The sequence below is a fragment of the Cloacibacterium sp. genome (assembly GCF_047601505.1).
Classification (GTDB): Bacteria; Bacteroidota; Bacteroidia; order Flavobacteriales; family Weeksellaceae; genus Cloacibacterium.
In genome coordinates, this window is sequence record NZ_JASGJD010000001.1 from 3,192,182 (window position 1) to 3,215,629 (window position 23,448).

The 23,448-nt window shown below is 32.8% G+C and carries 20 protein-coding genes; 13 read left to right on the forward strand and 7 right to left on the reverse strand.

The window, feature by feature from the left end; genetic code table 11:
• Window positions 1–2 precede the first annotated feature (2 nt).
• Together QM746_RS14405 and secG are read left to right on the forward strand one after the other, a co-directional pair.
• On the forward strand, window positions 3–2,045 hold the full coding sequence (locus tag QM746_RS14405) for a M16 family metallopeptidase (RefSeq protein ID WP_414984858.1): 2,043 nt from the start codon (window positions 3–5) through the stop codon (window positions 2,043–2,045).
• Window positions 2,046–2,174: 129 nt separating this feature from the next.
• On the forward strand, window positions 2,175–2,507 hold the full coding sequence (secG, locus tag QM746_RS14410; RefSeq protein WP_374362772.1) for a preprotein translocase subunit SecG: 333 nt from the start codon (window positions 2,175–2,177) through the stop codon (window positions 2,505–2,507).
• Window positions 2,508–2,557: 50 nt separating this feature from the next.
• On the opposite strand, the gene QM746_RS14415 is transcribed toward secG, so the two are convergent.
• Both QM746_RS14415 and recR read right to left on the reverse strand, forming a co-directional pair.
• Window positions 2,558–3,397 (reverse strand): glycosyltransferase family 2 protein, encoded by an 840-nt coding sequence (locus tag QM746_RS14415; protein ID WP_414984859.1) that lies wholly within the window; start codon window positions 3,395–3,397, stop codon window positions 2,558–2,560.
• A gap of 3 nt (window positions 3,398–3,400) precedes the next feature.
• The gene (gene recR / locus QM746_RS14420; protein ID WP_374362776.1) at window positions 3,401–4,012 is read right to left on the reverse strand and encodes a recombination mediator RecR; all 612 of its coding nucleotides are present in this window, start codon (window positions 4,010–4,012) and stop codon (window positions 3,401–3,403) included.
• A gap of 50 nt (window positions 4,013–4,062) precedes the next feature.
• Between recR and QM746_RS14425 the strand changes: the two genes are divergently transcribed.
• The 6 genes from QM746_RS14425 (at window position 4,063) to QM746_RS14450 (ending at window position 10,899) form a co-directional block, all read left to right on the forward strand.
• Complete coding sequence (locus QM746_RS14425) at window positions 4,063–4,674, forward strand: hypothetical protein (protein WP_414984860.1); 612 nt, start codon at window positions 4,063–4,065, stop codon at window positions 4,672–4,674.
• A gap of 107 nt (window positions 4,675–4,781) precedes the next feature.
• Window positions 4,782–6,224 carry an aminoacyl-histidine dipeptidase gene (locus QM746_RS14430; protein WP_414984861.1) on the forward strand — a complete coding sequence of 481 codons (1,443 nt, stop codon included), beginning with the start codon at window positions 4,782–4,784 and terminating at the stop codon, window positions 6,222–6,224.
• 227 nt (window positions 6,225–6,451) lie between these two features.
• Complete coding sequence (locus QM746_RS14435; protein WP_414984862.1) at window positions 6,452–6,928, forward strand: T9SS type A sorting domain-containing protein; 477 nt, start codon at window positions 6,452–6,454, stop codon at window positions 6,926–6,928.
• A 4-nt stretch (window positions 6,929–6,932) separates the two neighbouring features.
• The gene (locus QM746_RS14440; protein WP_414984863.1) at window positions 6,933–7,784 is read left to right on the forward strand and encodes a hypothetical protein; all 852 of its coding nucleotides are present in this window, start codon (window positions 6,933–6,935) and stop codon (window positions 7,782–7,784) included.
• A 111-nt stretch (window positions 7,785–7,895) separates the two neighbouring features.
• Window positions 7,896–10,397 carry a M14 family zinc carboxypeptidase gene (locus QM746_RS14445; protein ID WP_414984864.1) on the forward strand — a complete coding sequence of 834 codons (2,502 nt, stop codon included), beginning with the start codon at window positions 7,896–7,898 and terminating at the stop codon, window positions 10,395–10,397.
• Window positions 10,398–10,494: 97 nt separating this feature from the next.
• Window positions 10,495–10,899 (forward strand): DUF805 domain-containing protein, encoded by a 405-nt coding sequence (locus QM746_RS14450; RefSeq protein ID WP_414984865.1) that lies wholly within the window; start codon window positions 10,495–10,497, stop codon window positions 10,897–10,899.
• A 518-nt stretch (window positions 10,900–11,417) separates the two neighbouring features.
• Here the strand turns inward: QM746_RS14450 and QM746_RS14455 are convergent.
• Both QM746_RS14455 and QM746_RS14460 read right to left on the reverse strand, forming a co-directional pair.
• Entirely contained in the window at window positions 11,418–11,750 is a 333-nt protein-coding gene (locus tag QM746_RS14455; protein ID WP_374362788.1) for a 2Fe-2S iron-sulfur cluster-binding protein, read from the reverse strand.
• A 72-nt stretch (window positions 11,751–11,822) separates the two neighbouring features.
• The gene (locus QM746_RS14460; protein WP_414984866.1) at window positions 11,823–12,875 is read right to left on the reverse strand and encodes an NAD(P)/FAD-dependent oxidoreductase; all 1,053 of its coding nucleotides are present in this window, start codon (window positions 12,873–12,875) and stop codon (window positions 11,823–11,825) included.
• A gap of 189 nt (window positions 12,876–13,064) precedes the next feature.
• On the opposite strand from QM746_RS14460, the gene QM746_RS14465 reads away from it, so the two are divergent.
• Together QM746_RS14465 and QM746_RS14470 are read left to right on the forward strand one after the other, a co-directional pair.
• Window positions 13,065–13,826: a DUF3108 domain-containing protein gene (locus QM746_RS14465; protein ID WP_414984867.1), complete on the forward strand. Its 762-nt coding sequence runs from the start codon at window positions 13,065–13,067 to the stop codon at window positions 13,824–13,826.
• 138 nt (window positions 13,827–13,964) lie between these two features.
• Entirely contained in the window at window positions 13,965–16,388 is a 2,424-nt protein-coding gene (locus QM746_RS14470) for a DUF5916 domain-containing protein (RefSeq protein ID WP_414984868.1), read from the forward strand.
• Window positions 16,389–16,534: 146 nt separating this feature from the next.
• Here QM746_RS14470 and pheS read toward each other — a convergent pair whose 3' ends face one another.
• Window positions 16,535–17,545 (reverse strand): phenylalanine--tRNA ligase subunit alpha, encoded by a 1,011-nt coding sequence (pheS, locus tag QM746_RS14475; protein ID WP_414984869.1) that lies wholly within the window; start codon window positions 17,543–17,545, stop codon window positions 16,535–16,537.
• A gap of 157 nt (window positions 17,546–17,702) precedes the next feature.
• Window positions 17,703–18,359, reverse strand: a complete 657-nt coding sequence (locus QM746_RS14480; protein ID WP_414984870.1) for a YceI family protein — start codon at window positions 18,357–18,359, stop codon at window positions 17,703–17,705.
• An 89-nt stretch (window positions 18,360–18,448) separates the two neighbouring features.
• On the opposite strand from QM746_RS14480, the gene QM746_RS14485 reads away from it, so the two are divergent.
• Window positions 18,449–19,387 carry a sulfate/molybdate ABC transporter ATP-binding protein gene (locus QM746_RS14485; RefSeq protein ID WP_414984871.1) on the forward strand — a complete coding sequence of 313 codons (939 nt, stop codon included), beginning with the start codon at window positions 18,449–18,451 and terminating at the stop codon, window positions 19,385–19,387.
• 354 nt (window positions 19,388–19,741) lie between these two features.
• On the opposite strand, the gene QM746_RS14490 is transcribed toward QM746_RS14485, so the two are convergent.
• Window positions 19,742–20,074, reverse strand: a complete 333-nt coding sequence (locus QM746_RS14490) for a zinc ribbon domain-containing protein YjdM (protein ID WP_069799390.1) — start codon at window positions 20,072–20,074, stop codon at window positions 19,742–19,744.
• Between the two features lie 169 nt (window positions 20,075–20,243).
• On the opposite strand from QM746_RS14490, the gene QM746_RS14495 reads away from it, so the two are divergent.
• Together QM746_RS14495 and asnB are read left to right on the forward strand one after the other, a co-directional pair.
• The gene (locus QM746_RS14495; protein WP_414984872.1) at window positions 20,244–21,446 is read left to right on the forward strand and encodes an RsmB/NOP family class I SAM-dependent RNA methyltransferase; all 1,203 of its coding nucleotides are present in this window, start codon (window positions 20,244–20,246) and stop codon (window positions 21,444–21,446) included.
• Between the two features lie 263 nt (window positions 21,447–21,709).
• Window positions 21,710–23,380 carry an asparagine synthase B gene (asnB, locus tag QM746_RS14500; protein WP_414984873.1) on the forward strand — a complete coding sequence of 557 codons (1,671 nt, stop codon included), beginning with the start codon at window positions 21,710–21,712 and terminating at the stop codon, window positions 23,378–23,380.
• Window positions 23,381–23,448 lie beyond the last annotated feature (68 nt).

The following is a 23,448-nucleotide window of genomic DNA, read 5'->3' on the forward strand; positions in this document are numbered from 1 at the left end:
CAATGAAAAAATTACCATATATCGCTGCAGCATTTTTGATTTCAGGAATGTTATCAGCTCAAAAACTAGACCTTAACGCAATGCCAAAACCAGGACCTACTCCTACCATTAACATTGCAAAACCTAAAACCTTTACGCTACCAAACGGATTGCAAGTTTTGGTAGTAGAAAACAACAAATTGCCAAGAGTAAGTGTAAATTTATCAATGGATAGACCTCCAATTTATGAAGGCGATATTGCTGGTGTAACTTCTATTATGGCAGACCAAATAGGAAAAGGAAGCAAAACCATTAGCAAAGACGATTTCAACAAAAAAGTTGATTATTTGGGAGCTAGTCTAAGATTTAGTTCTGGTGGAGCTTTCGCTAATTCTCTTTCAAAATATTTTCCTCAGGTTTTAAATTTAATGGCAGATGCTATTATCAATCCTAATTTTGATGCTAAAGAACTTCAAGACGATAAAGACAGAACTTTAGAAGGTTTAAAAGCAGACGAAAAAAATGCTCAATCTATTGCAAATAGAGTAAATAATGCTTTAATCTATGGTAAAAATACCGCAAGAGGTGAATTTGAAACAGAAGAAAGCATCAAAAAAATTAGTTTAGCAGATGTACAAAACAGTTACAAAAAATATTATGCTCCAGACAATGCTTATTTGGTAATTGTAGGAGACGTAAAATATAGCACAGTAAAAAGTTTAGTTACCAAAGCATTCAGCACTTGGAAAAAATCTAACACCAAATTTGCTGCTCTAGAGCCCGTTTCTAATGTAAGTACTACCGAAATAAACGTTGTAGATGTTCCTGCTGCTGTACAATCTATTGTAAATGTTGGAAATGTAAACACGCTAAAAATGACGGATGCTAATTATTTCCCAGGTATGATTGCTAATTATATTTTGGGAGGAGGTGCAGAAGCAAGACTTTTTATGAATCTTCGTGAAAAAAACGGCTTTACTTATGGCGCTTACTCTAGTTTATCTGCAAGTAAATATTCTCCAGAATTTTCTGCTGATGCAAGTGTAAGAAACGAAGTTACAGATAAGGCAGTAAAAGAATTCATGACAGAAATTAACGGAATTTCTACTGTAAAACCAGAAGAATTAGCAAACGCTAAAGCTAAAATGAAAGGAAGTTTCATTATGTCTTTAGAAAAACCAGAAACCATTGCAAGATTTGCTCTTAACCAAAAAGTAAATAATCTTCCTGCAGATTTTTATAGCAATTATCTAAAATCTATAGACCAAGTAACAGAAGCAGATGCAACAAAAGCTGTAAACGCTACTATTTTCCCTCAACAAACTAGAATTTTTATCGCAGGTAAAGCTTCAGACATCGCTGAAGGATTAGAAAAACTAGGCTATCCTGTGAAATATTTTGATAAATATGCAAATCCTACAAGCAAACCAACGGCAAAACAAGTAGATGCTAACGTTACCGTAAGCTCTATCGCAGACAAATACATCGCTGCAATTGGAGGCAAAGAAAATGCTGCAAAATTTAATACTTTAAATTCTGATGCTACTGCAAAAATCCAGGGGATGGAACTTTCTTTCAAAAAAATACAAGGAAAAGGAGGAAAATTTTTTATGGATATGGGCATGGCAGGAAACAGCATGCAAAAAATTGCTTTTGACGGAACAAAAGGTTACATGATTGCACAAGGTCAGAAAATGGATTTACCAGCAGATATGGCTTCAAACTTCGCTAAAAAAACTGAAATTTTCCCAGAATTAAGTTTCGGAAAATCTGCAGATTATAAACTTATCGGAATTGAAAAAGTAAACGGAGAAGATGTTTATGTAATTAAAGATACCGACACTACATATTATTATAGTGTAAAAACTGGCTTAAAAGTAGGAGAAATTCAGAAACAAAAAATGGGACCTCAGGAAATGGAAGTTCCTACTTATTTCTCAGATTACAAAGATGTAAACGGCGTAAAACTACCTTACACCATCAAACAAACCATGATGGGACAAGAAATAGAGATGAAGGTAAATTCTTACTCTGTAAACCAAGCAAAAGACGAAGATTTCAAATAATTTTTAGAAATTCAATCATATAAAGGCGACAAATTTTTGTCGCTTTTTTTATTCTTTCCAACTTGTTGAAAATAAATTTTATAATTCGTTAAAATTACTTATATTTGCCACTCAAAATTTAAAAGAAAAATGGGCACTATATTTAATCTTTTCATGGTGTTGATCATCATAGCATCAGTTTTATTAGTTATCATCATTATGGCACAAAACCCAAAAGGTGGAGGTTTATCTTCTACATTTGGAGGTTCTTCTGCTCAGTTTGGTGTACAAAGAACCAATGATTTCATGGAGAAAGCAACTTGGGTTTTAGCTAGTATTATTGTTATTTTAATCTTTTTAAGTGTTGTACTTACTGCAAAACCAACTGCAAATTACGATACTGCGCCTGTGAAAAGCGAAAAATCTACTTCTGCTCCACAAGCTCCAACTCAGAAAGCTACTAATCTTCCTACTACGAAGTAATTAGATTATTTAAAATACAAAAAGCGGTTTAGAAAATTTCTAAACCGCTTTTATTTTAACTGAAGCATTGCAATAAAATGCCGAACTTTTAATCCTAATTTCAAAAACTGATACTGAACAGGATTTTGCTTTTTATAATATTTTTGAATGAAAATTTGCATTGCTCCATAAAAATTTTCTAAATATTTTTTGTCTTTCACTGTGCTTTCTCCTTTAATGTGAAGCACCGAACTTTTTCCAAAATACCAATTTTTATAACCTTTCCTTAGCAAAGTATAGCAAAGGTCTATATCTTCGCCATACATAAAATACGTTTCGTCTAAACCTTCAATTTCTAAGTACAAATTCTTTTTCATCAACATAAAAGCTCCAGTAATTACATCCACTTCCGCAATGTTATTTTCTGCAATATCATTTCTATAATATCCTTTTTTCGATTTATTTTTCGATGAAAAAGGAGTAAATAATTTCTCAAAACTATTGAATACATCCGGAACAGAACGCTTACTTTCTGGCAAAAATTTCCCTTCCAAATCGTGAAGTCGAACACCAAGACAGCCAAAATTAGATTGAGCATCTGCAAAATCCAAAATTTCTTTCATGCTATCTTCTTCAAACGCTGTATCTGGATTTAAAAGTAAAATATATTCTCCCGAAGCCAAATCTACAGCTTTATTATTTGCTTTCGCAAAACCTTCATTTGCCGTATTTTCTATAAATTTAACCCAAGAAAATTCATCAATCAAAACCTTCCAAGAATCGTCTGGAGAGAGATTATCCATCACAATTACCTCATAATCTACATTAGAAATATATTGTTGAATAGAATTCAAACAATTTCTGAGCAAATGAGTAACGTTATAATTAACAATAATGATAGAAAGTCTCAAATTTTACGATTTTTCGTTATACGGAAGTCGGTTTACAATAGAACGTCCTAGTGAAATTTCATCAGCATATTCCAACTCATCTCCCACCGCAATTCCTCTGGCAATACTAGAAAAAGTAACCGGAAATCCTTTGAATTTTTTGTACAAATAATAAGCTGTGGTATCTCCTTCCATTGTAGCAGAAAGCGCAAAAATAAGCTCTTTTACACTTCCTTCGTTTAATTTTTTTTCGATAGAAGAAATATTGAGTTGATTGGGTCCTATTCCTTCCATTGGTGAAATTTTCCCTCCCAAAACCAAATATTTTCCGTTGAATTTAGAAGTATTCTCAATCGCCATTACATCTCTCACATCTTCTACAATACAAAGAATTTCGCTGTTTCTTTTTGGGTTGTTGCAAATTTCGCAAATTTCTTCATCAGAAAAATTATGACATTCTTGGCAGTACTTAATATCTGTAACCAATTTTTGAATTGCATTGCCCAAAGCTACACCTTGAGACGGCGACTGACGAAGCAAATGCAAAGCCAATCTAAGTGCAGATTTCTTACCAATACCAGGCAAACCAGAAATTTCTTCTACGGCTTTTTCTAAAACTTTACTAGGAAAATTCATATCACAAAAGTACCCTTTAATTTGAAAATTTGAAAATTAAAATTATCTTTATGAAAAATTTATTTATGCAAAATTTACAATATCCATTGTTCTTAAAATTCAAAATTACCACTTTAGCAAGTGATTTCACCATTACAGACCGTAACGAAAATTCTTTGGCTTATGTTCGCCAGAAAATGTTTAAACTGAAAGAAGATGTAGTGGTTTTCAATAACGAAAGCAAATCACAAGAAAATTTCAGAATTAAAGCCAATCAGTGGATAGATTTCAATGCAAGTTATGCAATTACAGATTCTTTTGGAAAAAATTTAGGAAAAATCGCTAGAAAAGGAATGCGTTCTATTTGGAAGGCTACTTATAATATTTTCGACCATAATGAAAATCAAAAATATAAAGTTCAGGAAGAAAATGCTTGGGTAAAAGTTTTCGACGGAATTGTAAGCGATATTCCTATTATTGGGATGTTTACAGGATATTTTCTCAATCCTAGTTATATTGTTCACGATAATAATGGAAAAGAAATTTATCGATTGAGAAAAATGCCTTCTTTTTTTGGTAGAAAATTTCAATTAGACCAATTGAATCACATTGCAGACGAAGAAGAAACTTTGGTGGTTCTAAGCTTAATGATGATGGTACTTTTGGAAAGAGCTAAAGGATAATTTTTGAATACTGAATGTTTGGATGAATGTTGGATGATGATTAAATTCCTTAACAAATTCAACAGAATTCAAATTTCAAAATCGTAAATTTGAACAAATTTTAAAAAATGTCTATTACACATTTAGAACCTCAAAATATTTGGAAGAATTTCGCTGCTTTAAATGCAGTTCCGAGACCTTCCAAAAAAGAAGAAAAAGTTATTGAATTCATTAAAAATTTCGGTAAAAATCTCAATTTAGAAACCACAGAAGACGAAGTAGGCAATGTAATCATCAGAAAACCTGCTACTTCTGGCATGGAAAATCGCCAGCCCATTGTTTTACAATCTCACCTCGATATGGTTTGTCAAAAAAACAATAATGTAGATTTCGATTTCGAAACGCAAGGAATTGAAATGTATGCAGATGGAGATTGGGTAAAAGCAAAAGGCACTACTTTGGGCGCAGATAACGGATTGGGCGTTGCAGCAATTATGAGCATTTTAGAAAGTTCAGACATTCCTCATCCTTCTATAGAAGCACTTTTCACCATAGATGAAGAAACTGGCATGACGGGAGCTCTTGGTTTAAAAGCCGGGCAACTAACAGGAGAAATTCTTCTTAATTTGGACACTGAAGAAGATGACGAAATTGATATAGGTTGTGCCGGAGGAATAGATGTAACAGCTTCAGCAAGTTATGATTTAAATTCCACATCGTCTCATTTTATAAAAATTGACATCAAAGGCTTACAAGGTGGACATTCTGGGATGGACATTCACAAAGGTTTTGGTAACTCTAATGTGATCTTGGGAAGATTGCTTTATACAGGAATTGACAACGGAATTCAGTTGATTTCAATTGATGGAGGTAGTTTGAGAAATGCAATTCCTAGAGAAGCTCACGCTATAGTTTCTGTAAATAATTCTGATGAATTTTTACAAAATTTAGAAACTTTAAAAACTGAAATTTTAGAAGAATTTGCTTCTATCGAAAAAGATTTGAGCATTAATTTTGAAAAAACTTCTAGTACAGAACAAGGATTAAGCACAGAAGATTCTAAAAAAATTATTTTAGCATTAAAATCTGCTCATAACGGTGTTTACAGAATGTCTCCAGATGTAGAAGATTTGGTAGAAACATCTAATAATATTGCAAGAGTAGAATTGAAAAACGGAGAATTAAAAATTATGAATCTCTCTCGTTCTTCTGTAGATTCTAGCAAAATGGCAGTTGCAGAACAATTAAAATCTGTTTTTGAATTAGCCGGAATGGAAGTAGAATTTTCAGGTTCTTATCCCGGTTGGAAACCAAAACCAGATGCCGAAATCATTAAAATAATGACAGAAATCTACGAAAAAGATTTTGGAGCAAAACCTCAAGTGGTGGCTTGCCATGCTGGTTTAGAATGCGGAATTATTGGTGCAAATTACCCAAAAATGGAAATGGTAAGTTTTGGACCAACTATTAAAGGAGCGCACTCTCCAGACGAAAGAGCAAGCATTTCGTCCACTCAAAAATTCTGGAAATATTTACAAGAAATCTTGAAAAATATTCCGGTGAAGAAGTAAAAAATCTAAAATAAATATTTACAAGTCCTAAACATTAGTTTTGGACTTTTTTTTATATATTTGAATTCATAATCACAAAAAACAAATAACTATAAACTCATAATAGAAATAGTTAAATAAGAATATATTTTTTATTTGAAATCTCTATTAAAAACAAAATACATTAGCTTAATTCTAAAGTATTTATTCTCTTTCAAATACAAATTAAACCATTAATAATTAGAAAAATGAAGACAAAAAAGTACATTATTCTAGCCTTGGTCTTGAGCAATTTCTTTCTATTGAAAGCTCAATCGTCCATTGTCTCTTCTGGTTCTGACGTTAATTCTCCGGCAGGAATGGTAAGTTCTACAATTGGAGAAACAATTTACACTACCACAAGTTCGGGAAGCGGAAGTATTTCTCAAGGAACCCAACAACCTTATGAAGTAAGCACTTCTTTAGGAATTAATGAAGCAGAAATCAATCTTATTTTCAACGCTTATCCTAATCCGGTTACAGATTATTTAACGATTAGCATCAATAAAGATTATAAAAATGTAAGTTTTGAACTTTTAGATTCTAATGGTCGTCTCTTAGAATCAAAAGAAATAACTTCAAAAGACACAAACATCAATATGATTAAGCGTCTCCCTTCTCTTTATTTATTGAACATAAAAAAAGGAGCTAAAACTATTAAAACTTATAAAATAATTAAAAAATAATACTATGAAAAAAAATCTATTTTCGCTGTTTGCCTTTTTATTTGCAACTTTATTAATTGCGCAGACACCTAATTTAATTAGTTATCAAGCAGTGGTAAGAAATGCATCTAACGCATTAGTAGTTAACCAATCTGTAGGAATTAAGTTTAGTATATTAAAAAGTTCTATTAATGGAACTACTGTATATTCTGAAACCCAAAACTCAACTACAAACAACAACGGACTTTTCACTGCTAAAATAGGTAGTGGAACTCTTGTAAGTGGCTCTCTAACAAATATTAATTGGGGAGACGATTTGTATTTCATAAAAACTGAAATAGACCCAACTGGTGGCAATTCTTATACCATTAATGGCACTTCTCAACTTCTAAGTGTTCCTTACGCTTTACATGCCAAAACGGTAGATGACAACTCTATAACCACAACTAAAATTTCAGCAACAGGCACTGCTAGTTCTAGTACATATCTAAGAGGAGATGGAACTTGGGCTACATTATCCACACCAAACACTCCATTTTCTGTCGTAAATGTAAATTCTAGAACATTTAATTACACCGTACCAACATCACTAATGGGAGGAATATTACTACTAAACTATTCTGCCTATCAATCAGGAGCGGTTGAAGTTAACATCACCCTTCCCTCCCCTGCATCAGTAGGGTACGGAGCAAGATTTAGACTCGCATTTACAGAATACAGTAATAGCATGACTATTGAAACAAAAGTACAGACTAATGCAGGAAGTTTACACACCTCATATAGTGGTGTAAATCCTCCTAACACATATGCTCTCACCCAAAACTCTACAGAATTTTTTTGTGATGGGAATAATTGGTATGAATTTTCTGCATTTTAAAATATACACTTAAAATAAAAAATCCAAAAACCAATCGTTTTTGGATTTTTCATTAAAAACCTATTATTAATAACGATATATTCACTATTTTTGGTAAAATTTTGATTTGATATGAAAAAATTATTACTACTATTATGGATTAACATTAGTGCTTTGGCTTTTGCACAAATAAAAAGTCCTTATGAATTTTTGCCTACTTACGGCAAACAAATCACCTATTATCATCAGGTAGAAGAATATTTCAACTACCTTACTACACAAACTCCTTATGTAAAACACCAGAAATATGGCGAAACCTCAGAACATAGAAATCTGAATGTTTATTATATTTCTACACCAGAAAATTTAGCCAATTTAGAGCAAATAAGACTTCAAAATCTAGCTTCTGTTGGATTAGCACCTAAAACTTCAACTACAGTTGGAGATAAATTAATCGTTTGGTTGAGTTTTAACGTTCACGGAAACGAATGGGCAGGAACAGAAAGTGCTCTTTCAGTAGCTTATGAACTTGCCAATCCTGATAATAAAACCACCAAAGAATGGTTAAAAAACACCATCGTTATTTTAGACCCTTGCATTAATCCTGATGGATATTCCAGATACGGAAACTGGTTGAGAGAAATTTCTGGTAAAAATACCAACCCAAATAAATTTGACCGTGAACACGCCGAAGAATGGCCAGGCGGAAGATACAATCATTATATTTTTGATATGAACCGAGATTGGGCTTGGCAAACTCAAATCGAAACCAAGCAAAGAATGGCACTCTACAACCATTGGATGCCACAAGTACACACAGATGTTCACGAACAAGGTTATGATTCGCCGTACTTTTTCCCGCCAGCTGCAGAACCTCAACACGAATTTATAGAAGCTTACCAAAAAGATTTTCATAAATTATTAGGAAAAAATATTTCCGCAAAATTTGACGCGAATAATTGGATGTACAACACCAGCGAAAGATTCGACCTTTTTTATCCTAGTTACGGAGATACTTATCCAATGTACAATGGCGCTGTTGGAATGACGCTAGAACAAGGCGGAATAAGAGCTGGAAGAGAAATCACTATGGAAAACGGGGTAAATCTTACCATAAAAGACAGATTAACGCACCACAAAACCGCAGTTTTGGCGGTGGTAGAAACTTCGGCTTCTCAGATTGACCCTTTATTGAAAGGTTTTAGAAATTTCATGAACAATCCTAGAACTCATATGAAAGGTAAATATGCAACTTATATTCTCAAGAACAATCCAAAACTCAATCAATTAGCAGATTTATTGAAAATTAACAAAATAGAATATTCTTACGCTACCGAAAAATCTAGTGCATCTGGCTACAATTATTTTACTCAAAAAGACGAAAGTTTCTCTGTAGAACCCAACGATTTAATTGTAAAAGTAGACCAACCGAAAGCTGTTTTTACTCAAATTTTATTTGAACCTACTAATAAAATGACAGACAGTCTTTCTTACGACATTACCGCATGGAATCTTCCTCTTGCGTATGGAGTACAAGGTTACGCCGTGAAAAATGCTTTAAATCTAAAAACTAAAACTTCTATAGAAACCGCTTCTAAATCTATCCCCAAAACCGTTTATGCGTTCTATATTCCTTGGAATAACAGAACCTCAGCAGAAGTTTTGGCTCAGCTTCAACAAAAAGATATCAAAGTAAGATATGCAATGAAACAAGCCATTTTTGGAGATGTAACCATAGAACCAGGCGGGCTAATGGTTGCCAAAGGAGACAATCCAAAAATTGCAAATTTCGAAAATACTGTAGGAGAAATTGTGAAAAAGAAAAGTGATTTTGCAACTATTGAAACAGGATTTTCTAAAAACGCAAAAGATCTTGGCGGAGAAAACTTCCCATTAATGAAAGCTCCGAAAGTGCTTTTATTATCAGGAAATGGAGTAACTTCTACCGAATTTGGTGCTGCTTGGTATTATTTTGATGAAATTTTAAATTATCCTGTAACCATTGTTGACCAAGATAAATTAAGAAATGTTAAACTTTTTGAGTTCAACACTTTGGTTCTCGCTGACGGAAGATATAATTTTTCTGATGCTGATATGAAAAGATTGAACGAATGGATTAACAATGGTGGAAAAGTAATTGCTATAGATGGCGCGCTAAATGTTTTTGACGGAAAAGATGGCTACGCACTGAATCCTTATGCTACAGACGAAGAAAAGCAAGCTGCTGAAAAAGTAAAAAAAGAAAAACAATTGAAAGAACGCTTCCTAGATTCTGGCAACGAAGAAAGAAGATTGCTTGCCAACTCAATTCCGGGAGCTATTATTGAAAACAATTTAGATATTACACATCCTTTGTCTTTTGGTTTGGGCAAAAAATATTTCAGTTTAAAAACAGGCGACAAAATTTATGCAATGTTGAAAGGAGCTAACAATGTGGCTTATGTTCCTAAAAATTACAAAAGCTATGGCTACATTGGTCATGATTTTGGCAAAAAACTACCCGAAACCGTGAGCTTTGCTGTAGAAAGTAAAGGCGCAGGAAAAGTAGTTTATATGATAGACAATCCTCTTTTCAGAGCATTCTGGGAAAACGGAATTATGTTATTTAGCAATGCTTTGTTTTTGGTGAATTAAAAAGTTAATCCAATATTTAAAAGTCCGAAATATTAGTTTTGGACTTTTTTTGTATATTTGGATTTACAATAATTATAATTTATAAAAACAATTAACTATGAATTGGTATTTAAAAGTACTAAAACAGTACTCAGATTTTAGTGGAAGAGCAAGAAGAAAAGAATATTGGATGTTTATTCTTTTTAACTTAATTTTTTTAGTTTGTGCAGCAATTTTGGATAATCTTTTAGGATTAACTTTTGGAGAAAATTCCCCTTATGGTTTTCTTTATTTGGTTTATGCGCTATTGGTTTTCATTCCTGGTTTAGCTGTAGCTGTAAGAAGATTACATGATGTAGGCAAAAGTGGTTGGTGGTATTTTATAGCACTAATTCCTATTATTGGTGGTATTTGGTTACTGATATTATTCTGCACTGAAGGAATTTCAGGCTCTAATGAATATGGACCAGACCCAAAAGGAAATTTTTCAGAAATAAATGAAATTGGACAAAAAGAAATTTAATTTTTTCCATATAAAATAAAAATCCAAAACCATAAGGTTTTGGATTTTTTATTAACTACCCTACTATTATTAATAGGATGTATTCATTATTTTTGAGAAATTTCAACTTCTTGTTATTTAGCAATGCTTTGTTTTTGGTGAATTAAATTAACCACAATTAATAAGTTAAAAACCCTTCTGTTCTGGTCTCGAAATCATATTTTCTGGTTCTGAACTCATCTTTTGAGGTCTTTTACTCATCTCGTGAGGTTCTTTAACCAAAAATATACGTTCCTTAACTCATAATTTTGGGGTTTAGACTCTAATTTTGGGGTTCCGAACCTCAAAATATAGGTTATAGAACCCCAACGAAATACTTCGAGACCTATCCAGAGTATTCCTTAACCTATCCAGAATAGTAATTTGAAGGTTGAGATAAGTTAAAAATATATACAGAGGTGTTAAAAATACATCCGAAGGAGTAAAAAAATATCCTGCAAGGGGTCTTGCAGGATGTTTTTATGTTTTTTAGAAAACTTTTACTCATAAGGAGCTAATTCTACCTCTAGACCTTCTAAGTCTTCGGTAATGTGAATTTGGCAACCCAATCTAGAATTTTCTTTTACGTTATACGCTTCAGAAAGCATGGCATCTTCCTCATCAGATTTTTCGGGAAGAGGTGTGTCACTATTTACATAACATTGGCAAGATGCACACATCGCCATACCACCGCAAACTCCTATTGTACCTTCTTCTGCCAATTCGTAGAGTTTTACTACTTCCATCAGATTAAGAGCCATATCAGTTGGCGCAGCTACTTCGTGAGTTACTCCGTTTCTATCTGTAATTTTTATATTTACGTCTAAAGCCATAATATTTTTGTTGGTTGTTAGATGTTGGATAATGAATTTAATACCCTTGCTCCCACATCAAGCATCTTGCAATTAATCAATTTTCTTTACTACGGCTTTTTCAGCTTCTTTTCTAGAACCATCAAAACCATCTACACCGCTCACGGTAGTGTATTTTAGTACATATTTTTTACCCGGATTTAATCTATTGTACACACTTTGGCACATTAGAGTAGCTTCATGGAAACCACATAAAATTAATTTTAATTTCCCAGGATAAGTATTAACGTCACCAATTGCGTAAACCCCATCAATATTGGTTTGATAATCTAAAGCATTGTTTACTACAATTGCATTTTTCTCAATATTCAAGCCCCAATTTGCAATAGAACCTAATTTAGGAGTTAGACCAAAAAGTGGAATAAAATAATCTGTTTCAAGGTCGAAAACATTACCATCTTGTTCTACAGTAATGGCTTCTATATGACCATCGCCTTTCAAACCAGTAACTTCTGCAGGAGTAATAAGATTAATTTTTCCTTTATTTTTAAGCTCCTGAACTTTTTCTACAGAATCTAATGCACCTCTAAATTCATTTCTACGGTGAATTAAAGTTACCGATTTTGCCACATTAGCCAAGAAAATACTCCAATCTAAAGCAGAATCTCCACCACCAGCAATTACGATATTTTTATCTCTGTAAACTTCAGGATTTTTCACAAAATAATCTACTCCTTTCTCTTCGTAATCTGCCACATTGTCAATCAAAGGTTTTCTCGGTTCAAAAGTTCCTAAACCACCAGCTATAGCCACAGCTTTTGCATGATGCACTGTACCTTTGTTGGTAATTACCTCAAAAGTTCCATCTTCTAATTTATTAAGAGTAGAAGCCGTTTCGCCCAATGTAAAACCAGGTTGAAATTGTTTAATTTGCTCCATCAAATTATCTACCAAATCACCTGCTAAAACAGAAGGATAACCAGGAATATCAAAAATTGGTTTTTTAGGATAAAGCTCTGTAAGTTGACCACCAGGCTGCGGAAGAGCATCTATAAGGTGGCATTTTAATTTTAATAAACCTGCTTCAAAAACAGCAAAAAGTCCGGTTGGCCCGGCACCTATAATCAATAAATCTGTTGTAATCATTAAATAAGTATTTTTTATTGTAAATTTGTAAATTACGAATAAAAACTTTTCATATTTTGCAAATATAAGAATTTTTATGAGCTAGCCTTGTAACTAAAGTGACATTTATAATCTCTTATGATAATAGATAATGCCACTTTTTATTTTGGCAAAATTTTTGAAATGTACATTGGAAATAAAAAAGAATTAATGAAAAAATATTTTAGCATCATACTTTCTTTCGCATTTATGTTGATGTTTTCGCAGGTAGAAAATATCAAAAACGGAGAAAAATTAACCTACAGAATACACTATGGCTTTTTAAATGCCGGCACTGCTACTCTTACTGCTAATCAAATTAATTATAGAAATGCTCCACATTACAGAGTAACTGGTGTTGGGCGTAGTTCTGGCGCTGTAAGAGCTTTTTTTAAAGTAGATGACGTGTACGAAAGTTACATCAATATCGCCACAGGGTTGCCAAGTCATTACGTAAGAAATGTTTCGGAAGGTGGCTACAGAAGACATTTTGAGACTGAATTTAACCAAGATAATCAATCTTTAACACTTACCAATAAATTAGAAAAAACTTCTAAACATTTTAAAACAGTAAAAGGACTTCAAGACATGATTTCTGCATTTTACTATCTTAGAAGTATAGACAGTACCAACTTTAAAGTAGGAAGTGCTCTTAAAATAAATGTTTGGATAGACGACGAAATTTATCCATTTATGCTAAAAGTAACTGGCATTGAAAACAGAAATACAAAATTTGGAAAAATCTCTTGTCTTAAAATTGTTCCTTATGTAATGAGTGGAAGAATTTTTAAATCTCAAGAAGGAGTTACGATGTATGTAACCAACGATGCCAACTTAGTTCCTGTTGAATTGAAAGCAGAATTATTAGTTGGTTCTTTGAAGGCAAGTTTAGACGATTATCACAACGTGAAATATCCAATGAATTTCAGGTGAGCTAAATAACATATTGATAAACAACAAAATCCGATAAAATTCTCGGATTTTTTATTTTGATGTAATAAAAATAAAACTTCGATTGTCTTAATTGAAACAAAAGAAAAAAACATACAACTAATCATCAAAATAAAAACTATGAGAGTCCGGATTTCAATTTTACTTTTTACCATAATTTCTGTTTTATCCTTTGCTCAAGAAAAAGTTAACGACAGTATTACCCGAAAGAAAATAACCGCTATAAAACTAGACAAAGCTCCTAAAATAGATGGCAATCTAGACGATGAAACATGGAAAAACATTCCTATTTGCAAAGATTTTGTAGAACTTAGACCCAACAATGGAAAAGCTGAAGACGCAGATTTCAAATCTGAAGTAAAAATTGCTTATGACGACACCGGAATCTACGTATCTGCAATGCTTTACGACAAAGAACCTTCCAAAATATCAAAACAACTTACAGAAAGAGACAATATAGAAAATGATGATTTTTTTGTGCTTTTCATTAATGGTTATAATGACAACCAACAAAGTTTAGAATTATTCGTAACCGCAGCAGGTGTACAAGCAGACAGCAAAATAACCAAAGAAAACGGAGAAGATTTTTCTTGGAATGGCATTTGGTATTCTGCGGCAAAAATTGTAGAAAACGGATGGACTGTAGAAATGAAAATCCCTTTTTCTGAGCTTAGATTTCCTAAAAGTGCAGTTCAAAATTGGGGAATTAATTTTTTTAGACAAGTGAATAGAACCAAAACAGCTTATACTTGGAACCATGTAAACAACCAAAAAGGGAGCTTTTTGCTTTACGATGGAGTTTTAGAAAATATAAAAGACATCAACCCTCCAGTTCGACTTTCGTTTACACCTTATTTTTCTACTTATATTAATAATTATGATGGGAAAACCACCACAAATTTCAATGGTGGAATGGATGTAAAATACGGAATTAATGATGCTTTCACGTTTGATATGACTTTAATTCCAGATTTTGGGCAAGCAAATTTTGACAATTCTGTTTTGAATTTAACGCCTTTCGAACAAGAATTTACAGAGCAACGTTCTTTCTTTACCGAAGGTACAGAACTTTTCAACAAAGGCAATATGTTCTACTCCAGAAGAGTTGGCGACGAACCTTCGTTATCTCCCAATGTTTCTCAGGATGAAACTTTGGTAGAAAGCCCTGCCAAAGTAAAACTTTTCAACGCGTTTAAAATTTCTGGAAGAACAAACAAAGGTCTGGGAATTGGATTTTTTAACGGAATTACAGAAAAAGCCGAAGCTACCATCAGAAATAATATTACTGGCGAAACTAGAAAAGAAGTGCTAGAACCTTGGGCAAATTATAATGTTTTGGTTTTAGACCAAAGATTTAACGGAAATTCTTCTGTAACGCTTGTCAACACCAACACAATGCGAAGCGGAAATTTTCGAGATGCTAATGCTACAGGAATTCTTTGGAGCATCAACAATAAGAAAAATACCTATCAATATTATGGAAACGTAAAAGGAAGTTGGATAATGGATAATGGCACAAAATTCGGGAACAAAAGCCAACTTGGATTTGGTAAAACTTCTGGAAAAAACAGATTTGACATCAATGCAAATTTTGCAACTAAAAATTGGGACATTAACGATTTAGGATTTTCTACAACCACCAATATTGCAAGTTACAACGCTTGGTATGGTTATAGAATTTTACAGCCAACCAAAAGATTCAATAATATTTATCTAAATAATAATTTCACTTATTCTCACAGATTAGAACCGTTCTTGTTTTCTACGCTAAGATTTAATCACAACAATCAATTTACCGATAAAAATTTCAGAAGTTTTGGTGGCGGAATTGAATTTACTCCCATCGGCGAAAAAGATATTTATGAACCTAGAAAACAAGGCAGACATCTTAACGTTCCCGGATATTTTGATAGCTGGATTTGGTATGAAAGTGATAGCAGAAAAAAACTACAATATAACGTAAATATAGACTATTATGCCTACAACGAAAAAGGCAGAAACAAAGTAATTCCTTCCGTTTTTTTAAGATACAGATTTAATGATAAATTCAATGTAATTTGGCAATTCAATCCGGTTTTCAGCAATAATGAAATTGGTTTTGCAGGAAATGACGGCACCAATATTTTTATGGGACGAAGACAAAGAAATACTTACGAAAATTCACTGACTTCGCAATTCAGTTTTAATGATAAAATGACGCTTTCTTTAGCATTCAGACATTACTTTTCGGATGTTACTTACAAACAATTTTACACGCTTAATCAAGACGGAAATCTTACAGATTACAACAATTTCACCAATAATTTAAACGGAACTTACAATTCTTGGAATGTGGACATTAGATATTCTTGGTGGTTTGCACCAGGTTCTCAACTTACACTTTTGTACAGAAATGCGGTAAGCAATTATCAAGACATTTCCAGACAGAGTTTTGGCGATAATTTCAGTACACTTTTTAACGAACCTATGACAAATAATATTTCGCTTAGACTCACTTATTTTTTAGATTACAATAGAGCGAAAAACTGGTTCAAAAAATCTTAAAAATTCAAATTTGGCGCACATTAGCTTCTCATAATTAAGATCTTATTATGCAAAAACCGCTTCAGGATTTCTGAAGCGGTTTGATTTTATATTTTAGTATTGAATTTTAAAAATAATTTCTCTAAAACTCTACAATTCTCACATTTCTAAAGGTGCCCGAATTGTTGCAACATTCTTTTATCATTTTCGAAGAACATTCTAATATCACTCATTTGGTAAAGAAGCATTACAATTCTTTCAATTCCCATCCCGAAAGCATATCCACTGTATTTATCAGCATCAATATTTACATTTTTAAGAACCGCAGGATCTACCATACCACAACCCATAATTTCTAACCAGCCCGTTCCTTTGGTAATTCTGTAATCTGTTTCAGAATTTAATCCCCAATAAACATCTACTTCGGCACTTGGTTCAGTAAAAGGGAAATAAGAAGGTCTCATTCTGATTTTAGATTTACCGAAAAGTTCTGTCGTAAAAAACTGAATGGTTTGTTTTAAATCTGCAAAACTTACGTTCTCATCAATGTACAAACCTTCAATTTGATGAAAAATACAATGCGAACGAGAAGAAACTGCTTCGTTTCGGAAAACTCTTCCCGGAGAAAGAATTCTAATTGGCGGTTCGTTTTCTTCCATATATCTAATTTGCACCGAAGAAGTATGCGTTCTTAATAAAACATCAGGATTTTGCTCTATAAAGAAAGTATCTTGCATATCTCTTGCAGGATGATATTCTGGTAGATTAAGTGCTGTAAAATTGTGCCAATCGTCTTCAATTTCTGGTCCGTCTGCTACGGCAAAACCTATAGATTTAAAAATTTCTATAATTCTACTTCTCACCAAATTTATTGGATGTCTAGAACCTAATTCCAACGGGAAAGCAGGTTTTGTAAGATCTTCTTTTTCTAGAATAATATTACTAGAAGTAGCATCTTTCAGCTCTTCTAATTTGGTATTAACGGCTTGTTTTAGGGTGTTGATTTTTTGTCCAAAATCACGTTTTTGCTCATTAGGAACTTCTTTAAATTTGTCGAACAAATCATTTAGAATTCCTTTTTTACTGTTAAATTTAATACGAAATTGCTCTATTTCGTCTTTGTTTTGAGATTGAAACGCATTTACCTCTACTAATAGTTCCTCAATTTTTTCTATCATCACTCTGAAAATATATTGATTTGCAAAAGTACGATTTTTTATTTTTTTAAACGATAAAACACACAAAAAGAATCATCTGTTAAAATAAAAAGAACTCACAAAACTGCAAGTTCTAAAGATTTTTTAAAATTTCTATTTTTAACCTTTCAATTGGTTTTTACTTACTTTCCATCGCTTTAATCAAAACCTGAAGATTGATAGATTTATTCAGCAATCCGTTTTCAAAAGGAATTTCAAATTTCAAACCGTAATCTTCTCTGTTAATGTCAGTTGGTTCTGTTGCAATGCTTACATTTTCGTTTTGTACGGTAACATTTGCTTTAAACTGAACAGGTTTTGTAATGCCTTTTATGGTAAGATTACCCTCTATAAGAGTGTTGTAATCTCCACTTTTTGTTTCGGTAACTTTGGTAATTTCGTAAGAAGCAGTAGGAAATTTTTCTACTTCAAAAAAATCACCACTTTTAAGATGACCTTCCAATTTGGTTTTCATTTCCTGATTGTCTTTCAGGTCTATATTTTCTAAAGTATTAATATCTGCTACAAATTTACCAGATTGCAATTTTCCTTCTTTCACAGTAATATCACCACTTTCAAACTGAATAGTTCCAAAATGGGTAGTTTGGTCAGATTTCAACACTTTATAGCCTTTCCATTCTACTCTACTGTTCATGGTATCTACTTTGTATTGAACGCCATCCGTTTTTGTAAGCACTTCATTGCTTTCGCTTGTAACTGGTTTGTCTTTGCCACAAGCAACTAACAAAGCTACAATACTAAAACCCGCAAAAATTTTAAGCAATTTGTTTTTCATCTTAAATTATTATTAAATATTTCTTTGGCTAAAGTAAGAAAATTATCTCCAAATATTTAAAATTTCTTATAGAATGCTTACTTTTGTATATGCTTTTGACTGTAAGAAACTTATACTTCGGATATTCGTCTGTTAATCCGCTTTTTAGAAACCTTAACCTTTCTGTAGAAAAAGGAAAAATCATTGCCCTTTCTGGCGAAAGTGGTTGCGGAAAATCTACGCTTCTCAATATTATCTATGGATTGATAGATTGGCAAAGTGGCGAAATTTTCCTAGAAGACGAAAAATTATATGGTCCAAAAGGAAATATTGTTCCCGGAGAAAAAGGCTTAAAATTAGTTTCTCAGCATTATGATTTAATGCCTTATCTCACAGTTGCAGAAAACGTTGGGAAATTTATTTCGAACATCAATTTGGCTGAAAAAAGAAAAAAAGTACACGAACTTTTAGAAGTTGTAGGTTTAGAAAATTACGCCAATGTATTGCCTAAAAATCTTAGTGGTGGCCAACAACAGCGTGTTGCCATTGCAAGAGCACTTTCGGTAATGCCAAAACTTCTTCTTTTAGACGAACCATTCAGTAATTTGGATTATTCCAGAAAAATGGAACTCAGGGAAAAACTTTTTAATTATGTGAAAGAACACGAACTTTCTGTAATTATTTCTACCCACGAAATTCAGGAAATTTTACCTTGGATAGACCAAATTGTAGTTTTGCAAGAAGGAAGATTAATCCAAAACGATAGCGCCGAAGAAACCTTCAAAAATCCTTATAACACGTACGTTGCTAAACTTTTGGGAGAAGTAAACACCATAACAGACGAACAAAAAGAAATTTTGAAACTGTCTAAAAGTTACTTTTTCCCACATCAAATCAATCTATCCGAAAACGGTTTTGAAGCTACCGTTTCAGACAGCAGATTTGCAGGAAACCACTTCTGGAACAGAATTTACGCCAATGGAGTACCTTTGGTGATGTATTCTAACGAAAAATTAGAAGGAAATATAAGAATCGAAATTAAACTTTAATTAACAAGTTCAGCTCCTTTTTACAACTAAAATTTAACATTCTCTATATCGGAAATTCCCTACATTTGTTCTCTCTAAAAATGTAAGGAAATTTTTGGTTAATTCTCTTTCTGCCTTTACCGACTGAAATTAGCATTACTGCAATCAAAGTCTTAGAAACGGAACCCTGCCAAATTTTTCCTTTTTTGATTAAACGCAAAGATTTTTTTAAAAATTGATACTTTTAAGTTAGTTTAGTCACTTCGTTAAAAAATGATTTTTTTGTCACCCTGAGCGAAGTCAAAGAATTCAACTCAGCAAATTTTGCTTCCTTAAAATATTTTCAAAGAATAATAAATCTTTGCGTTTAAAAACTTATGCTTTTTTTACAAATTCAGATTTAAGAGCCATTGCTCCGAAACCATCAATTTTGCAATCAATATTATGATCCGAACCTGGTCTTAATCTGATATTTTTCACTTTAGTTCCTGCTTTTACAGGTTTTGGAGCTCCTTTTACAGGCAAATCTTTTATCACCACTACAGAATCTCCGTTTTGTAATTCGTTTCCGTTGCTATCAAAAATTTTATCTTCAGCACCTACTTCAGCAGGATCAAACTCGTGGAAACATTGGCTACAAACCAAAAGATTGTCTTGTTCGTAGGTAAATTCGCTGCCACATTTTGGGCAAGGCATCAATTCGCTCATTTTTTTTAATTTTTGCAAAGATATTATTTTGCTTTCAGCTATTGGCATTCAGTAATTAGCTTTTTTAAAAACTTCTATTTTTTATTCTTCTATCTTCCAATAAAAAATTCCGTATTTTTGCAAAAATTTTAGCATTTAAAATCTAAAATTCAAAATCTAAAATCTTCTAATGGAATTAATACACAGAAATCTTCTCATCGGTATTCACGATGCACTACAAGAAACTTTTTTCGAAAAAAATAAATATGCTGATAAAGTTATAGAAAGACTTTTAAAAGCTCATAAAAAATGGGGAAGCGAAGACAGAAAGGTAGTTTCGGAGATTTTTTATAACATTATCCGTTGGAAAAAACGCCTTGAATATTACATTGGCGAAGGTGCAAAACCCGGAAATATATATAAACTCATCATTGCGTATTTGCTTTGGAGCGAAACAGAATACAAAAAATTTGAAGAATTCCAAGGGATTAAAGTTGCTGATATTCTTACCAAACTAAAAAAAGGAACTGTTCCTACAAAAGCTTTTGAACATTCTATTCCAGATTGGTTGGCTGAAACTTTAGAAAAAGAACTCGGCGAAAATTGGGAAAAAGAAATGAAGGCTTTGAATGAACAAGCGCCAACAATTTTAAGAGCCAATTCTCTGAAAACTTCAGCAAAACACCTCATTGAAGAACTAAAACACGAAAATGTAGAAAGTTTCCAAGTGCCAGGTTTTGCTAATGCGGTACAATTGGAAGAAAAGAAAAATGTATTCTTAACTTCGGCTTTCAAAGACGGACTTTTTGAAGTACAAGATGCTGGTTCACAAAAAATCGCAGAATTTCTTGACGTAAAACCAGGTTTGCGTGTTGTAGATGCTTGCGCTGGAGCTGGCGGAAAAACACTTCACCTTGCAGCAATGATGGAAAACAAAGGTCAAATTATCGCAATGGACATCCATGGTTGGAAATTGGCAGAACTGAAACGTAGAGCAAAACGTGCGGGAGCTCACAATATAGAAACCAGAGAAATTACAGACAATAAAGTAATTAAAAGATTACACGAGAAAGCAGACAGATTGCTTATTGATGCGCCTTGTTCTGGTTTGGGTGTTTTGAAAAGAAACCCAGATTCTAAATGGAAAATAGACCAAGATTTTATTGATAGAATTAAAAAAGAACAAGCTCAGATTCTTCAAGATTATTCTAAAATCATTAAAAAAGGAGGAAAATTAGTGTACGCAACATGTTCTATTTTACCAAGTGAAAATAACGAACAGGTAGCAGAATTCTTAAAAAATAATCCGGATTTCAAATTAATAAAAGACGAAAAAGTAATGCCAAGTTCTGGTTTTGACGGATTTTATATGGCTTTGATTGAGAGAGTTTAAATTGTAAATTAAAAAATATCATAAAGCAATCTTATATAAAGGTTGCTTTTTTTTTGTTTCTTTATTTTTAAATTTTATCAACTTAAAAAAATTAACCAACTTTCTTTAAATAAGCGTTTGAACTTAAAATATTTCTAAAAAAGAATTTTTTAATTAATTTTTTAAACCAAAACATATTTTTTATTTTTATTTTTAAATGTAATATTTATTTTTGCATCAGAAATTTAATCAACTATTAATTATTACTTACCAAATATAAAAATATGTGCGGAATTGTATGCTTGTTTGATGCAAAACAAAAAACAGAAACTCTAAGACCTCAAATCTTAGAAATGTCAAAAAAAATTAGACACAGAGGACCAGATTGGAGCGGTATTTTTCAATCAGAAAAAACAATTTTTTCTCACGAAAGACTAGCAATTGTAGACCCTACTTCTGGTAAACAACCATTATATACTAAAGACGGAAAAGTAGTTCTTGCCGTAAACGGAGAAATCTACAACCACAGAGAACTGAGAAAAGAATTTCCAGATTACGAATTTCTAACTCAATCTGACTGCGAAGTTATCCTTGCTCTTTATAGAAGAGATGGTAAAAATTTTATAGAAAAATTGAATGGAATTTTTGCGTTTTCTTTATATGATATTGAAAATGATATTTTCTTAGTTGCGAGAGACCACATGGGAATTTGCCCGCTTTACCAAGGTTGGGACAAATCTGGAAACTATTATGTAGCTTCAGAATTAAAAGCTTTAGAAGGCGTTTGTAATAAAATTGAAACTTTTTTACCAGGACACTTTGTATATAGCAAAGACGGACAAGTTTTGCAACAATGGTACAAAAGAGACTGGGAAGATTTTGATAGCGTAAAAGACAACGAAACCAGCATCGCAGCTATTAGAAAAGGATTAGAAGAAGCTGTACACAGACAAATGATGAGTGATGTACCTTACGGAGTATTGCTTTCTGGAGGTTTAGATTCTTCAATTATTTCGGCAGTCGCTGCAAAATATGCAAAAAGAAGAATTGAAAGTGGAGACGAACAAGAAGCTTGGTACCCAAGATTACACAGTTTTGCAGTAGGTTTGGAAGGTTCGCCAGATTTAGCAGCGGCAAAAAAAGCGGCAGAACATATTGGTTCTGTTCACCACGAAATTCACTTCACCATCCAAGAAGGAATAGATGCTGTGAGAGACGTAATTTATCATTTAGAAACTTACGATGTAACCACCATTAGAGCTTCCACGCCAATGTATTTAATGGCGAGAGTGATAAAATCTATGGGAATTAAAATGGTTCTTTCCGGCGAAGGTTCTGATGAACTTTTTGGTGGATATTTATATTTCCACAAAGCGCCAAACGCGAAAGAATTCCACGATGAAACGGTAAGAAAACTAGGAAAACTTCACCTTTATGATTGTTTAAGAGCCAATAAAGCATTGATGAGCTGGGGAATTGAAGGAAGAGTTCCGTTTTTAGATAAAGAATTTATGGATATTGCCATGACAGTGAATCCAGCAGATAAAATGGTAACAGCTCACGAACCAAAAATTGAAAAATGGGTTCTAAGAAAAGCTTTTGAAGATTTATTGCCAGAATCTATCGCTTGGAGACAAAAAGAACAATTCTCTGATGGCGTTGGTTACAGTTGGATAGATACTTTAAAAGAAATTGCAGAAAAAGAAGTAACAGATGAGATGATGGTAAATGCTAAATTCCGTTTTCCACAAAATACTCCTCAAAACAAAGAAGAATACAGATACAGAACAATTTTTGAAGAACATTCCCCTAGCGAAACAGCAGCACTTACGGTTCCTTCGGTACCTTCGGTAGCTTGTTCTACACCAATTGCGCTAGAATGGGACGAAGCTTTCAAAAAAATGAACGACCCAAGTGGTAGAGCTGTAATCTCCGTACACGAAGATTCTTACTAAGAAATTATATTTGATTTGATATGAAGAGAAGTCTGTCCAAATTTTTTGGGCAGGCTTTTTTATGTAAA